Below are 15534 nucleotides of genomic sequence, written 5' to 3'. Positions count from 1 at the left end.
TCACTTAACAAGGAGTGCTACAAGCGTGCTTGAAAAGACGACAAGAATCAATTACCTATTCGATTTCTACCAATCGCTGCTGACTCCTAAACAGAGAAATTACATGGAGTTGTACTATCTGGAAGATTATTCTCTTGGTGAAATATCCGAGACCTTTGATGTATCCCGTCAAGCGGTGTATGATAATATCCGCCGGACGGAAACCATGCTTGAAGAATATGAAAAAAAGCTTCATTTATATGAGAAATTCCAAAAACGCCAGCAGGTAATAGCGGAAATGGAAGCTGCTGTTGATAAACAGGAACTTCCAAAGCACACGGCCGTCTGGCTTGAACAATTACAAGAATTAGAATAGGAGGGTTTCTTCGATGGCATTTGAAGGTTTATCCGACCGTTTGCAGGAAACGATTAAAAAAATCAAAGGCAAAGGGAAGGTAACCGAACAAGACGTAAAAGAGATGACGCGGGAAGTCCGTCTCGCCCTCCTCGAGGCCGATGTTAACTTCAAAGTAGTGAAGGATTTCGTCAAACGTATCCGTGAACGGGCAGTCGGCCAGGAAGTTATGGAAAGTCTGACTCCGGGCCAGCAGGTCATTAAAGTCGTTCAAGAAGAGCTGACCGAGCTCATGGGCGGCAATGAAAGTAAAATTGCCGTAGCCAAGCGTCCTCCAACCGTCATTATGATGGTTGGTCTTCAGGGTGCCGGTAAAACCACGACCACGGGAAAACTGGCGAACCTTCTTCGTAAAAGTTACAACCGTAACCCGATGCTGGTTGCTGCTGACGTCTATCGTCCGGCCGCCATCCAGCAGCTGGAAACGCTCGGGAAGCAGCTGGGCATGCCGGTGCACGCTGAAGGGACAGAGGCAGACCCTGTGGATATTGCGCGTAATGCGGTTGCCAAAGCGAAAGAGGAACATCACGATTATGTTCTTATCGATACCGCCGGCCGCCTTCATATTGACGGAGATCTTATGGGCGAACTGCAGCAGATCAAGGATGCTGTCAATCCGGATGAAATTTTCCTTGTCGTCGACTCCATGACCGGACAGGATGCCGTCAACGTAGCGGAAAGCTTTGATGAACAGCTGGATGTCAGCGGCGTTCTTTTGACGAAGCTTGATGGCGACACCCGTGGTGGTGCAGCACTGTCCATAAAGGCCGTCACTGGAAAACCGATCAAATTCGCCGGTATGGGGGAAAAGCTGGATCAACTTGAAGTTTTCCATCCCGAGCGTATGGCCTCCCGTATCCTCGGTATGGGAGATGTGCTCACTCTTATTGAAAAGGCTCAGACACAGGTCGATGAAAAACAGGCCAAAGAGCTGGAATCTAAAATGAGAAATGCTTCTTTCACGTTTGAGGATTTCCTTGAGCAGATGGAGCAGGTGAAGAACATGGGGCCCCTTGATGAGATTTTGAATATGATTCCCGGGGCCAACAAGATGAAGGGACTGCAGAATGTCTCCTTTGACGATAAGCAGATTGTCCATGTGGAAGCAATTATTCAGTCTATGACCAAGCATGAGCGTCAGGATCCGTCCCTGATGAATGCAGGCCGTAAAAAACGGATTGCCAAAGGTTCAGGTACATCTGTTTCAGAAGTCAACCGTCTTTTGAAACAGTTTGAAGAAATGAAGAAAATGATGAAGCAGATGAGCAATACCAAAGGGAAAAAAGGCCGCGGAATGAAATTTCCGTTTATGTAATGGAAAAAACCTTTACACACCCTTGAAGTTCTGCTAAAATCTAATTCTGTGTGAAACAATTAATTAAAGAAATTTTGGAGGTTGTTAAATATGGCAGTAAAAATTCGCCTAAAACGTATGGGATCCAAGCGTAACCCATTTTATCGTGTAGTAGTTGCAGATTCCCGCTCTCCTCGTGATGGCCGCATCATCGAGCAGATTGGAACATATAACCCGGTTGTAAACCCAGTTGAGGTTAAAATCGACGCTGACAAGGCGATCGACTGGATGTCCAACGGTGCCAAGCCGAGCGATACAGTCCGTAACCTATTCTCTAACGAAGGCATCATGAAGCAGTTCCACGATAAGAAAAACCAATAATAAAATAGTGGTGATATCATGAAAGCCTTAATCGAAACGATCGTCACTCCGCTTGTCGATCATCCTGATGACATCAAGGTGGATGTGAAAGAAGAAGAGCACAAAATGGTGTATCATCTTTCCGTCCATCCGGATGATGTCGGTAAGGTGATCGGAAAAAACGGGCGGATAGCGAAAGCGATTCGAACTGTCGTGTATGCGGCAGGCTCTGATTCTGATAAAAGAATCTATTTGGATATCATGTAAGAAGGGAGAGGGAGAACCTTTCCCTTTTTTACTATGTAATCTTAAGGATAGGGAGGCGGTCAGCGCATGCAGATCATTAGAAAAGTACCTGTCAAACAAGTCCTGACAGATTCCAGCCGGGCCCAGCTTAAAGAAAGGTTCAACCAGAGGGAGCGCCAGCTTGATGAAGAATGCCGGCAGCTTGCTTTTGAACAGAAAAAACTGGAGCGCAAACCCGGTGTATCCAAACAGGAAGTGGAGCGGAGGTTTTCCCGTGAGATCAGCCGCCGGAGAGATCAGCTCAGGTGGATGGAATATCAGCGTAAACAGCTCGATATCCTTCCGGATGGAAGTGAGCTGGAAACGGATGAAGTCGACACGCTAGTCACGATCGAGGAAGGTGACGTGTGGGAAGACATTATCCAGGACCGCCAGATCACCATTAAAGATGGAAAAGTCATACGAGCGAGGTAATAACATGGATAGACAAATGTTTAATGTCGGAAAAATCATTAACACACATGGGATCAAAGGAGAAGTGAAAGTCCATCGAATCACGGATTTCGAGGAACGCTTCCAGCCCGGGCAGCTTTTGTATTGGGTAAGTGATAAACAGGAAACAAGAACTTTGGTCGTCCGCAGTCACCGGGTCCATAAAGGATTCGACCTGATCAGCTTTGAGGATCTTCCATCCATTAATGATGTGGAACCGTTGAAGAACGTGACCTTGATGGTTTCAGAAGAGGAACAGGAAGAACTCGGGGATCATGAATTTTATTTTCATGAGATTATCGGATGTACCGTCTACCTTGAATCAGGGGAAGAACTAGGGGTTATCAAAGAAATCCTGACACCGGGCGCCAACGACGTATGGGTCGTGCAACGCCGGGGAAGCAAAGATCTTTTGATCCCTTATATCGAGCCGGTTGTGAAGAAGGTAAATCCAACGGAAAAAACGATCATCATCGATCCAATAGAAGGGCTGCTGGACTGACATGCATATCGATATATTAACGCTGTTTCCAGAAATGTTCGAAGGTGTCCTGCAGAATTCCATTATGAAGCGGGCTCGGGAGCAGCAGGCTTTTTCATATGAATATGTGAATTTCCGTGATTACACAACAAGTAAGCATAATAAGGTGGATGACTATCCTTACGGGGGTGGAGCCGGTCTTGTACTCTCCCCTCAGCCGATTTTCGACAGCATTGAGGCCATCCGGGAAAAATCGGAAAAGCCTCCACGCGTCGTCCTGCTTTGTCCGCAGGGGGAACCTTATTCCCAGCAGAAGGCGGAAGAGCTTTCTGAGGAAGACCATCTTGTATTTATCTGCGGCCATTATGAAGGATATGATGAGCGCATCCGCCAAGAGCTCGTGACCGATGAAATTTCCATTGGAGACTACGTGCTCACTGGTGGTGAACTCGGAGCTATGGTTGTCATTGATTCCGTTGTCCGTCTGCTTCCCGGGGTGCTCGGAAATGAACAGTCGGCTCCGATGGATTCCTTTTCCAACGGCCTTCTGGAGCATCCTCATTATACACGGCCGGCGGATTTCCGTGGGATGAAGGTCCCTGATGTCCTTCTCTCGGGCAATCACGCTAAAATTGATGAGTGGAGACACAAAGAGTCTTTGAAGCGTACGTATGAACGCAGACCGGATCTCTTAGAGAAAAAAGAGCTGTCGGATCAGGAAAAAACGTGGCTGGAAGAGTGGAAAAAATAACAGCCGGCGGTTGAAGTTTTTCTCCCTGTATGGTATATTAAATTTTGTGCTTAAACGATCGGTTTAAGTGGAAAACGATGTTCCGCTGCCTCTTAGAAGACAAGAGCATTAGTTAAAAAGGAGTGAAGATCATGCAACAGTTGATTCATGACATTACAAAAGAACAGCTTCGTACAGATCACCCTGACTTCCGTCCTGGTGACACTGTCAAAGTACACGTGAAGGTTGTCGAGGGCACCCGTGAGCGTATCCAGGTATTCGAAGGTGTTGTTATTAAACGTCAGAACGGTGGAATCAGCGAAACATTCACAGTTCGTAAGATTACTTACGGCACAGGTGTTGAGCGTACATTCCCAGTTCATTCACCACGTATTGCTAAAATCGAACGTTCTCGTCGTGGTAAAGTACGCCGTGCGAAACTTTACTATCTACGTAACCTTCGTGGTAAAGCAGCACGTATTAAAGAAATTATCTAAACCGGTGAAAAGGAGCTTGCGTATGCCAAGCTCCTTTTTTCTACTTTATAATAAGTTCCAGCTGTTATACGATGAAAACAGCGGAGATGAACGTCATAAGACAGGGAAGTGGGGAAATGAAGCAACAGTGGTTGGACTGGGTCAAAGCATTTGCCATCGCTGCTGTTCTGGCAGTGATTGTACGGGTATTTATTTTTGCACCTGTTGTCGTCGAAGGACCGTCTATGCTTACGACACTTCATAGTGGAGATCACCTCATTGTGAGTAAGCTGCATAAACGTCTGACTTCTCCTGATCGGTTTGATGTCGTCGTTTTTCATGCAACAGAACAGAAAGATTACATAAAACGGGTCATCGGTATCCCAGGGGATCACATCGCCTATGAAAATGATCAGTTATATGTGAATGGCGAACGGGTGGAGGAGCCCTTTCTTGAGGAAAGAAAGGCACAGCTTCCGGAAGGCAGCATACTGACCAGCGACTTCAGGATGGAAGAGGACATTCCAGGTGGTTTTGAGGAAGTGCCTGAAGGTCATGTCTTTGTTCTTGGGGATAACCGGGACAACTCCACCGACAGCCGCGTCCTCGGCATGATTCCGGAAGAACAGCTGGTTGGAGAAGCTGTATTATCCTACTGGCCGCTGGACCGCATCCGTATCGTTAATTAGGAGGATTTACATGAGTATACAATGGTTTCCCGGGCACATGGCAAAAGCGAAACGGGAAGTAGCAGAAAAATTAAAGCTCGTCGACTTTGTCATTGAACTTGTCGATGCCCGAGCACCTTTATCTTCACAGAACCCGATGCTTCACGGGATTCTTCAGGAAAAGCCGAAAATGGTTGTGCTGATGAAAAAGGATCTGGCTGATCCTGCAGTCACAGAGCAGTGGATTGACTATTTCCAAAACAAAAGTATTCCCGCTGTTGCGATTGAAGCCAATCAAAAGCAGGATGTCCAGCGGGTAATTCAGAAGGCAAAAGCCCTCGGGAAGGAAAAAATCGATAAGCTCGTGGCCAAGGGCATTCGTCCAAGAGCATCAAGAGCGATGATTATCGGTATCCCGAACGTCGGAAAATCGACGCTGATCAACCGTCTTGTAAATAAAAGAGCCGCCAAAACGGGAGATAAACCAGGGGTTACGACGAAACAGCAGTGGATTAAAGTGAAGAAAGAATTTGAACTGCTGGATACACCGGGAATCCTCTGGCCTAAATTTGAGGAAGAAGAGGTCGGATACCGTCTCGCGTCCATCGGAACGATCAAGGATCAAATTCTGCCTAAGGAAGATGTGGCTGCCTACGTGATTGATTTTCTCAGCCGGGAATATCCAAGTATGCTTGAACATCGTTTCGGGCTGGACCAGGTTGATGATATGATGGACGTTTTTGAGCACATTGGTAAAAAACGGGGCTGCCTGGAAAGCGGGGGCCACGTGAATTTTGAAAAAGTGTCCGATATTATTCTTCAGGATTTACGCACAGGAAAACTCGGGCTGATCAGTCTGGAAACTCCTGAATAGATGCAGGAATGAGCGCTGCAGGCCCGTGCCTGGAGCGCTTTTTTTATGGGTGTGAACCTTGTAGATCCGACAGTCGAACGAAAAGAAACGGAGGAGCCATCATGTCCAAACGTACAATCAATGAAATTAAAGCCATGCTGCAGGCACAGAAGCCGACAGAAGCCGAATGGGAGGAACTGTCCGGGGATACCCGCAAAGGGGTACAGCAGCTGTTAAAGCAGTATACAGACAGGCAGAAGAAAAGAGAAGCCCTTCGAAAGCAGTATGAAGACATGCTCGAGTTTGAAAAAAAAGCCTGGGCAGGTGAGCGCCAGTATGTATGCGGTATTGATGAAGCCGGCAGGGGGCCGCTTGCTGGGCCGGTCGTCGCAGGAGCGGTTGTCCTTCCCGATGATTATTATTTGGAAGGTCTCTATGATTCCAAGCAGCTTTCAGAATCCAGGCGGGAAAGTTTCTATGAACAGATTACGAGAGATGCCGACTGGGCAGCCGGTATTGTATCCAGCAGGGAAATCGATCAGCTCAATATCTATCAGGCCGCCAGGCTCGCTATGAAACGGGCCGTATCCCAGTTGAAACACGAGCCGGATCACCTTCTGGTCGATGCGATGACGCTCGGTGACGGATGGAGTGAAACGAAACTGATCAAGGGGGACCAGCGGAGTGTATCGATCGCTGCAGCCAGTGTGGTTGCCAAGGTAACGAGGGACCGGATGATGGCAGAGCTCGATGAAGTGTATCCGGGTTACCAGTTCAAGTCCAACCAGGGCTATGGAACAAAAGATCATCTTAGGGCCCTTGAAACCTATGGAATCACCCCTGTACACAGGAAAACCTTTGCTCCCGTTAAAAACATGCTCTAGAAGGAGGGGGCGTTTTCGTTATTGAAACAGCCTCTTCAAAGGAAGCAGGAACAGGGGGGAGCCGGATCGGACCGGTTCCTGCTTCCTTTTGTTTACATAAGATAATTTTTGTTAATCTATTGAATTTTTCGACAGATATCACGCTTTTTATGGACAATTGACAGCGTTTTTTTATACAATGTACATGCAGTGAAAATTGATGGGAGGATGAAACATGAACATTCATGAGTATCAAGGAAAACAAATCATGCGTGATTTTGGCGTTTCTGTGCCAAATGGATACGTAGCTTATACAGTCGATGAAGCTGTTGAGGCAGCAGAGAAGCTTGGCAGCAGCGTTACTGTCGTGAAAGCGCAGATCCATGCAGGTGGGCGTGGAAAAGCGGGCGGAGTGAAAATCGCCAAAAATCTTGATGAAGTCCGTACATATGCCGATGACATACTAGGTTCAACGCTTGTCACCCATCAGACTGGACCAGAAGGCAAAGAAGTTAAGCGCTTACTCATCGAGGAAGGGTGCGACATTCAAAGTGAATATTATGTCGGTCTTGTCCTTGACCGCGCGACAAGCCGTGTAACGATGATGGCCTCTGAGGAGGGTGGTACGGAGATTGAGGAAGTGGCATCTGAAACTCCGGAAAAAATCTTCAAGGAAGTCATTGATCCGGTTACAGGTCTGACTCCTTTCCAGGCAAGACGTCTGGCATTCAATATCAACATCCCTAAAGAAGCCGTCGGTAAAGCGGTCAAGTTCATGCTTGGATTGTATGATGTGTTCGTTAAAAAGGACTGCTCCGTAGCTGAAATCAATCCCCTGGTCACGACTGGAGACGGAGATGTCCTTGCCCTGGATACAAAATTGAATTTTGACGACAATGCTCTATTCCGTCAAAAAGATATCATGGAGCTTCGTGATCTGGATGAAGAAGATCCGAAAGAAGTGGAAGCATCCAAGTATGATCTCAGCTATATCGCCCTGGATGGCAATATCGGCTGCATGGTTAACGGCGCTGGACTGGCTATGGCGACGATGGATACAATCAAGCACTACAGCGGTGATCCGGCGAACTTCCTTGATGTCGGCGGCGGTGCGACGACGGAGAAAGTCACCGAGGCTTTCAAAATTATTCTATCCGACGATAACGTAAAAGGGATTTTCGTTAACATTTTCGGAGGCATTATGAAATGTGATGTCATTGCTGAAGGTGTCGTTGCAGCGACGAAGCAGATCGGTTTGACGCTTCCGCTTGTTGTCCGACTCGAAGGAACCAACGTCGAGGACGGGAAGAAAATCCTTGATGAATCCGGTTTGAACATTACTTCTGCAGATTCCATGGCAGAAGGCGCACAAAAAATCGTGGAACTAGTGAAGTAGGAAAGGCGGGGAATGAGATGAGTGTATTTATTAACAAGGATACTAAAGTGATTGTTCAAGGGATTACAGGATCAACAGCCTTGTTTCACACCAAGCAGATGGTGGAATACGGCACACAGATCGTCGGTGGAGTAACACCAGGCAAAGGCGGTACAGAAGTGGAAGGCATTCCCGTATTCAATACCGTGTCAGAAGCGGTTGAAAAAACAGGTGCCAACGCTTCGGTCATCTATGTACCTGCCCCATTTGCTGCAGATGCCATCATGGAAGCGACAGATGCAGAAATGGATCTGGCCATCTGCATTACCGAACATATTCCTGTTCTGGATATGATTAAAGTGAAACGGTATATGGAAGGCAGGAAGACCCGTCTTGTCGGGCCGAACTGCCCGGGAGTGATTACGCCGGATGAATGTAAAATCGGCATCATGCCTGGATACATCCATAAGAAAGGCCATGTTGGGGTAGTATCCCGATCCGGTACATTGACGTATGAAGCCGTACACCAGCTGTCCGAGGCAGGGATCGGTCAATCAACAGCCGTCGGTATCGGTGGTGACCCTGTAAATGGAACCGACTTTATTGATGTCTTAAAAGCCTTCAATGAGGATGACGATACAGAAGCGGTCATTATGATTGGTGAAATCGGAGGCACTGCTGAGGAAGAAGCGGCTGAATGGGTGAAAGCGAACATGAACAAACCTGTTGTCGGCTTTATCGGAGGCAGAACAGCCCCTCCAGGGAAACGTATGGGGCACGCGGGTGCCATCATTTCCGGAGGTAAAGGAACAGCGGATGAGAAAATCCGTGTCATGAATGAGTGTGGGATTCAAGTGGCAGAGACTCCGTCTGTCATGGGAGAAACCCTTATTGAAGTGTTGAAAAATGAAAATCTTTTCGATAAATGTAAGACCCATTAAAAGGTAGCCCGGGGAGGCCGTATCTATACAGATGCGGTCTCCTTATCATGAAATCCAATACAAATGAGGTGCTGTATGAATTCCAAACGAATCAGACTGATCGGCCTGCACAGCCTTTCGATAATAAGCAGAGCACGAATAAGAACCCTGCTGACATCGGACCCTGAACTTGATTTCCTCACAAACCTTTCCCCCAAAGAATTCGCTTCTTTAACAGGCACTCCTATCCGCACCTCCCAAATGATTTATCGAAGGCTGAAAGACCCTAATATAATGAAGAAACTCGACAACTATCTTCGGAGGTATACCATTTTAACGTGGTTTGATGACCAGTTTCCTCCTATGTTCCGCACCATTCCCGACCCTCCTCTCGTGTTATATATGGAGGGCCATCCCCATCTACTCTCCAACGTTTTTTCCCTCAGCGTTATCGGTACAAGAAAACCCTCTTCCTACGCTTTCCCGGCAATGAAACAGGTGCTCACCCCACTCATTCAGCAGGGAGCTTTGATTGTCAGCGGGATGGCTTATGGAATTGATCAGTATGCGCACACCCTCGCTGTTTATAATGGGGGGAAGACGGCTGCTGTTCTTGGGTCGGGTTTTGAGCATATTTACCCTTCAAACAATCTTTCTTTGTATAAACAAATGGCTGATCATCATATAGTCATTAGTGAATACCCTCCTGATATACCGCCGAAGAAATATCACTTCCCTGAACGTAACCGGCTTATTTCAGGATTGAGCCCAGCCACATTTGTCATTGAAGCAAAAATGAGAAGTGGGACAATGATTACGGTGGATCAGGCTCTGGAGCAGGGGAGAAGTGTGTATGCCCTTCCAGGTCCGGCGGGAAGCCCGACAAGTGAGGGGTGCCACCACCTTATAAATGAAGGGGCCAAGCTTGTTCACACGTACCAAGACATAGCTGAAGACTGGTTTGAAAAATTTGAATAATCGGTGACAAAGGTGGTACAGTACTAAGAAGAATTAGTCGTTATTCCCTAATAAAGAGAGAGGACCGGTTTGACAAACGGTTTCATTGTATTTAATAATAGGGAAGATTTATTTTATGTAAAATTTATAGAGAAAACACCTCTATGGGAGGAACCTGTATGGCAGATTATCTTGTAATAGTGGAATCACCTGCAAAAGCAAAAACAATTGAACGCTATCTTGGAAAAAAATATAAAGTTAAAGCTTCCCTCGGGCATGTCCGTGACCTTCCAAAGAGTCAAATGGGTGTGGACGTGGAACATGAATTTGAACCGAAGTACATTACGATACGAGGCAAAGGTCCGGTATTAAAAGAGTTGAAGACGGCCGCTAAGAAGGCTAAGAAAGTCTATCTTGCAGCCGACCCCGACCGTGAAGGGGAAGCCATCGCCTGGCACCTTGCCCACAGCCTGGACATTGATGACCAGTCCAAATGCCGTGTCGTATTTAATGAGATCACTAAAGAAGCCATTAAAGATTCCTTTAAACAGCCGCGGAGCATCGATTCCGATCTTGTGGACGCTCAGCAGGCCAGACGTATCCTTGACAGACTTGTAGGATACAACATCAGCCCGATTCTCTGGAAAAAGGTGAAAAAAGGGCTGAGTGCCGGGCGCGTACAATCCGTTGCAGTAAAAATTATTATTGACCGCGAGAATGAAATTAAAAAATTCCAGCCGGAAGAATACTGGACGATTGAAGCTGATTTCCTGAAGGAGAAGGAGCCTTTTGAAGGGTCTTTCTACGGTGTCGATGGTAAGAAGCAGGAACTTAAGACTCAGCAGGATGTGGAAACGATCCAGTCCCGTCTGGATGGCAGAAACTTTACAGTAGACAAAGTAAACAAGCGGGAAAGGCGGCGGAATCCTTCGCTTCCATTCACAACGTCCTCCCTCCAGCAGGAAGCAGCGCGAAAGCTCAACTTCCGGGCTAAGAAGACGATGATGATTGCCCAGCAGCTTTATGAAGGGATTGATCTCGGCGGCAAACAGGGGATCACTGGTTTGATCACCTATATGCGTACCGACTCCACACGTCTTTCGAATTCTGCAAAGGATGACGCCAAACAGTACGTGGAAAACAATTTCGGGAAAGAGTTTCTTGGTGCCGGCAAAGCGGCTAAAAAGCAGGAAGGTGCACAGGATGCCCACGAAGCGATCCGGCCGACAGGGGCTGATCGAGACCCTAAAGCGATGAAGAGTATCCTCTCCAGGGACCAGTACCGTCTTTATAAGCTGATCTGGGACCGTTTTATAGCCAGTCAAATGGCACCGGCTGTCCTTGACACGATGACCGTACACATGACCAATGAAGGGGTGGAGTTCCGTGCGACGGGCTCTGAGGTCAAATTCAAAGGTTTCATGAAAGTCTATGTCGAAGGCAATGATGACAACAAGAAGGAAAAGGATAAACTCCTGCCTCATCTCGAGGAAGGCATGACGGTGAAGGCAGAGGAAATCAAGCCGAACCAGCACTTCACTCAGCCGCCTCCACGCTATACCGAAGCGCGCCTTGTAAAAACGCTGGAAGAACTGGGGATTGGACGCCCTTCCACTTACGCCCCTACGCTTGATACCATCCAGCGCCGCGGATATGTCGCATTGGATAATAAACGATTTGTCCCAACCGAGCTTGGCGAAATCGTCCTTGATCAGCTGCGCGAGTACTTTCCGGAAATCATTGATGCGGCGTTTACGAAGGAAATGGAAGATGACCTGGATGCCATTGAAGAAGGCAAAGAGGAATGGGTCAACATTATCGGCCAGTTCTATCAAGGTTTTCAGCCGAGACTGGAAAAAGCAGAAAAAGAAATGGAAGAAGTGGAAATTAAGGATGAGCCGGCAGGCATTGATTGTGAAAAATGCGGCCATGAAATGGTTTATAAGATGGGACGCTATGGAAAGTTCCTCGCCTGTTCCAACTTCCCGGAGTGCCGGAATACGAAGCCGATTTTGAAGAAAGTCGGAGTCACTTGTCCGAAGTGTAAAGACGGAGAAGTAGTAGAAAGGAAGAGTAAGAAAAATCGGAAGTTCTTTGGATGTGAAAACTATCCGGACTGCGACTTTATTTCCTGGGATAAACCGATCAGCCGGCCATGTCCGAAATGTGAGTCGCTGCTTGTAGAGAAGAAAGTCAAGAAAGGTACCCAGATCCAATGTACCAGCTGTGATTATAAAGAAGAACCGCAGGCTTGAGTCCTGTTATATTTTCAAGAGCCTATGACTATCCTTATAGTCATAGGCTCTTTCCAATTATTTTAATTGACACGGGTGGAGTTGGACGCTATAATTACGCTTTGGTAAGGCTACATACTTGACAGCACTGATGGCACAGTAGCTGGAACCGGAAATCCTGTAATCTTTTCCAATTAATTGTTTAGACTTGGAAACAATTCAGAATTTTGTTACATTTTAATTAAATCCATTGTTTATTCAGTCAATGGTGTGATAAAATTTAATCGCCTTTGTGAGGTGAAAAACTCATGCATTCCTATAAAGAATCGTTTATGGAGTACCTTCAGATCGAAAAGAACGCGTCGCCTCTGACAATCAAGCATTACGGCAGAGATATTGATGAGTTCTATACTTTCCTTCATGCGGAAGGGACAGCCATTGAGAGCTGTGATTATTCGACCGTCCGAGTATTTTTAACAAAGCAGTATGAAGCAGGGTACGCGAGAAAAACTGTTTCCAGGAAAGTGTCCAGCCTCCGGAGTTTTTTTAAGTATTTAGAAAGGGAGAATTGGTTTGACAACAACCCGTTCGCCAATGTGTCGCTTCCTAAAGCGGAAGCTCCTATTCCTAATTTCTTTTATGAACAGGAACTGGATCAGCTTTTTCAAGTCAGTGATCTGACAGATCCACTCGGACAGAGAAATCAGGCTCTTCTCGAACTGTTGTATGGAACGGGGATTCGTGTGAGTGAATGTGTCCAGTTGAAAACAGGAGACCTGGACTTTTCCCTGAACACAGCTCTTGTCCTCGGAAAGGGAAGAAAAGAGCGGTATGTTCCTTTTGGAAAGTCAGCTTCACAAGCGCTCCGAACATACATGGAAGACGGCCGTCTTGACTTATCGTCTAAACAAAAGGACCCTGTCCGGACATTGTTTCTCAATGCCCGGGGTGGACCGCTTACGGCTGATGGAATTCGTTTGATTTTAAATAAAATGGTGAAAGAAGCTGCGTTAACTGTGGATGTTCACCCTCATAAGCTCCGGCATACGTTTGCTACACATATGCTGAACGAGGGGGCTGATATGCGGTCCGTTCAGGAACTGCTCGGCCATGAGCATTTATCTTCCACGCAGATCTATACGCATGTAACCAAGGATCGACTGAGAAATGTATATATGAACAGCCATCCAAGAGCGAATAAGAGGTGAATCATATGGATCAGCAATTTCACGCAACGACTATTTTCGCCGTCCAGCACAATGGGAAGTCAGCCATGAGCGGGGACGGACAGGTGACATTAGGAAATCAGGTAGTGATGAAGCATACAGCCAGGAAAGTGAGAAGACTGTTCAACGATCAGGTACTCGCCGGCTTCGCCGGTTCCGTAGCCGATGCTTTTACACTTTTCGAGAAATTTGAAGGCAAGCTTGAAAGTTATGACGGCAATCTGGCAAGAGCCTCTGTGGAACTGGCCAAGGAGTGGCGCAGTGACCAGGTATTAAGGAAGCTTGAAGCCATGCTGATTGTAATGGATAAGGAAAAAATGTTTCTCGTCTCCGGAACAGGGGAAGTCATTGAACCAGATGACGGAATACTTGCCATCGGATCCGGCGGAAACTTTGCGCTCAGCGCCGGACGCGCATTAAAGAGATACTCCCCGGATCAGTCCGCTCCGGATATCGCAAGAGCTGCGCTGGAAATTGCCGGAGAAATCTGTGTGTTTACAAATGATCAGATCGTTTTGGAAGTTCTCGAATAAGGAGGACCAGGAATGTCTATACAGTTAACCCCTAAACAAATTGTAGAAAAACTGGATCAATACATTATTGGACAGGACAGCGCCAAACGCTCCGTCGCTATTGCTCTTAGGAACCGTTACCGCCGTATGCAGCTGACCGATGAGCTGAAGGATGAAATTGTTCCGAAGAATATTTTGATGATGGGTCCGACAGGCGTTGGTAAAACAGAAATCGCCCGCAGGCTTGCCAAGCTTACAGGCGCTCCTTTTGTAAAAGTAGAGGCCACCAAATTCACGGAAGTCGGCTATGTCGGCCGTGACGTCGAATCCATGGTGCGCGACCTCGTCGAAATGGCGGTCCGTATGGTCAAGGAAGAGAAAATGGAAGCGGTCAAGGACCGGGCCGAAGAACAGGCGGATAAGAGACTGGTTAAACTTCTCGTTCCATCCAAGAAGAAGCAGAATAATAATTTCAAGAATCCTTTTGAAATGCTGTTTAACCAAAATGGCCAACAGGACAACCAACCCGACGAGTCCCAGGAAGAAGCCGAAATCGAAACGAAGCGGAGCCGGATCCGCCACCAGCTCGATATGGGTGAGCTGGAAGACCGGATGGTGACGATAGAGGTCGAAGAATCGCAGTCTTCCATGTTTGATATGCTCCAAGGTTCAGGAATGGAACAGATGGGGATGAACATGCAGGATGCATTCAGCCAGTTTATGCCTAAGAAAAAGAAAAAGCGCCGCCTTTCCGTATCAGAAGCGAGAAAAGTTCTGACCCAGGAAGAAGCGGGAAAACTTGTGGATATGGATGAAGTTGGACAAGAAGCGGTTTATAAAGTAGAGCAGTCCGGGATGATCTTTATCGATGAGATTGATAAGGTCGCGGCAAAAGGGGACAACCAGGGGAATGTATCCCGTGAAGGTGTACAGCGTGATATTCTTCCGATTGTGGAGGGATCCACGATTGTAACGAAGTATGGACCTGTAGCGACCGATCACATCCTCTTCGTAGCAGCGGGCGCCTTCCATATGTCCAAACCCTCCGACCTGATCCCTGAATTACAGGGCCGCTTTCCGATCCGAGTGGAGCTTAACAAACTCAGTGTGGCCGATTTCAAGCGTATATTAATGGAGCCTTCCAATGCGCTTTTAAAACAATATAAAGCTTTACTTGAAATTGAAGGTATAAAGGTTGAATTTTCTGACGATGCTGTTACCAGACTCGCAGAAATCGCTCATGAAGTGAATCAGGAAACAGATAATATCGGTGCCCGCAGACTTCATACGATTCTCGAAAAACTGCTTGAGGATCTTTCGTTTGAAGCTCCGGATGTCATGATGGAAACCATCGAAATTACACCACAGTATGTAGACAGTAAATTATCATCAATTGTTAAAAACAAAGATCTCAGCCGATTTATCTTGTAGGAGAGATCAACAAGGAGGAAAT

At 46.9% G+C, this 15534-nt stretch carries 18 protein-coding genes; all 18 read left to right on the top strand.

What is annotated here, in order from left to right; genetic code table 11:
* Positions 1-25 precede the first annotated feature (25 nt).
* The 18 genes from ACXADP_RS11425 (at position 26) to hslU (ending at position 15512) form a co-directional block, all read left to right on the top strand.
* Positions 26-355, top strand: a complete 330-nt coding sequence (locus ACXADP_RS11425) for a putative DNA-binding protein (protein ID WP_474968480.1) — start codon at positions 26-28, stop codon at positions 353-355.
* A 13-nt stretch (positions 356-368) separates the two neighbouring features.
* The gene (gene ffh / locus ACXADP_RS11420) at positions 369-1709 is read left to right on the top strand and encodes a signal recognition particle protein (RefSeq protein ID WP_027954182.1); all 1341 of its coding nucleotides are present in this window, start codon (positions 369-371) and stop codon (positions 1707-1709) included.
* Positions 1710-1799: 90 nt separating this feature from the next.
* On the top strand, positions 1800-2069 hold the full coding sequence (gene rpsP / locus ACXADP_RS11415; protein ID WP_160835583.1) for a 30S ribosomal protein S16: 270 nt from the start codon (positions 1800-1802) through the stop codon (positions 2067-2069).
* Between the two features lie 18 nt (positions 2070-2087).
* Entirely contained in the window at positions 2088-2315 is a 228-nt protein-coding gene (locus ACXADP_RS11410; protein WP_027954184.1) for a KH domain-containing protein, read from the top strand.
* 66 nt (positions 2316-2381) lie between these two features.
* Positions 2382-2768, top strand: a complete 387-nt coding sequence (locus ACXADP_RS11405; protein WP_474968481.1) for a YlqD family protein — start codon at positions 2382-2384, stop codon at positions 2766-2768.
* 4 nt (positions 2769-2772) lie between these two features.
* The gene (rimM, locus tag ACXADP_RS11400) at positions 2773-3288 is read left to right on the top strand and encodes a ribosome maturation factor RimM (protein ID WP_474971477.1); all 516 of its coding nucleotides are present in this window, start codon (positions 2773-2775) and stop codon (positions 3286-3288) included.
* A 1-nt stretch (position 3289) separates the two neighbouring features.
* Complete coding sequence (gene trmD, locus ACXADP_RS11395) at positions 3290-4018, top strand: tRNA (guanosine(37)-N1)-methyltransferase TrmD (RefSeq protein WP_474968483.1); 729 nt, start codon at positions 3290-3292, stop codon at positions 4016-4018.
* A 131-nt stretch (positions 4019-4149) separates the two neighbouring features.
* Positions 4150-4494 carry a 50S ribosomal protein L19 gene (gene rplS / locus ACXADP_RS11390; protein ID WP_027954188.1) on the top strand — a complete coding sequence of 115 codons (345 nt, stop codon included), beginning with the start codon at positions 4150-4152 and terminating at the stop codon, positions 4492-4494.
* Positions 4495-4610: 116 nt separating this feature from the next.
* Positions 4611-5162, top strand: a complete 552-nt coding sequence (lepB, locus tag ACXADP_RS11385) for a signal peptidase I (RefSeq protein WP_474971476.1) — start codon at positions 4611-4613, stop codon at positions 5160-5162.
* A 10-nt stretch (positions 5163-5172) separates the two neighbouring features.
* The gene (gene ylqF, locus ACXADP_RS11380) at positions 5173-6015 is read left to right on the top strand and encodes a ribosome biogenesis GTPase YlqF (protein ID WP_474968485.1); all 843 of its coding nucleotides are present in this window, start codon (positions 5173-5175) and stop codon (positions 6013-6015) included.
* Positions 6016-6116: 101 nt separating this feature from the next.
* Positions 6117-6878, top strand: a complete 762-nt coding sequence (locus tag ACXADP_RS11375) for a ribonuclease HII (protein WP_474971475.1) — start codon at positions 6117-6119, stop codon at positions 6876-6878.
* A 214-nt stretch (positions 6879-7092) separates the two neighbouring features.
* On the top strand, positions 7093-8253 hold the full coding sequence (gene sucC / locus ACXADP_RS11370) for an ADP-forming succinate--CoA ligase subunit beta (RefSeq protein WP_474968487.1): 1161 nt from the start codon (positions 7093-7095) through the stop codon (positions 8251-8253).
* Positions 8254-8270: 17 nt separating this feature from the next.
* The gene (gene sucD, locus ACXADP_RS11365; RefSeq protein WP_027954193.1) at positions 8271-9173 is read left to right on the top strand and encodes a succinate--CoA ligase subunit alpha; all 903 of its coding nucleotides are present in this window, start codon (positions 8271-8273) and stop codon (positions 9171-9173) included.
* Between the two features lie 75 nt (positions 9174-9248).
* Positions 9249-10130: a DNA-processing protein DprA gene (dprA, locus tag ACXADP_RS11360; protein ID WP_474971474.1), complete on the top strand. Its 882-nt coding sequence runs from the start codon at positions 9249-9251 to the stop codon at positions 10128-10130.
* Between the two features lie 158 nt (positions 10131-10288).
* On the top strand, positions 10289-12364 hold the full coding sequence (topA, locus tag ACXADP_RS11355; RefSeq protein WP_474968489.1) for a type I DNA topoisomerase: 2076 nt from the start codon (positions 10289-10291) through the stop codon (positions 12362-12364).
* Positions 12365-12651: 287 nt separating this feature from the next.
* A complete protein-coding gene (gene xerC, locus ACXADP_RS11350) occupies positions 12652-13551 on the top strand; it encodes a tyrosine recombinase XerC (RefSeq protein ID WP_474971473.1) in 900 nt (299 codons plus the stop codon).
* 5 nt (positions 13552-13556) lie between these two features.
* Positions 13557-14102 carry an ATP-dependent protease subunit HslV gene (gene hslV, locus ACXADP_RS11345; RefSeq protein WP_027954197.1) on the top strand — a complete coding sequence of 182 codons (546 nt, stop codon included), beginning with the start codon at positions 13557-13559 and terminating at the stop codon, positions 14100-14102.
* A gap of 12 nt (positions 14103-14114) precedes the next feature.
* Positions 14115-15512, top strand: a complete 1398-nt coding sequence (gene hslU / locus ACXADP_RS11340) for an HslU--HslV peptidase ATPase subunit (protein WP_474971472.1) — start codon at positions 14115-14117, stop codon at positions 15510-15512.
* The last annotated feature ends 22 nt before the right edge of the window (positions 15513-15534 follow it).

This window comes from Halobacillus sp. AWH4_228, assembly GCF_056158365.1.
Note: the sequence above shows the minus strand (reverse complement) of the source record. Positions and strands in the feature narration are given on the sequence as shown.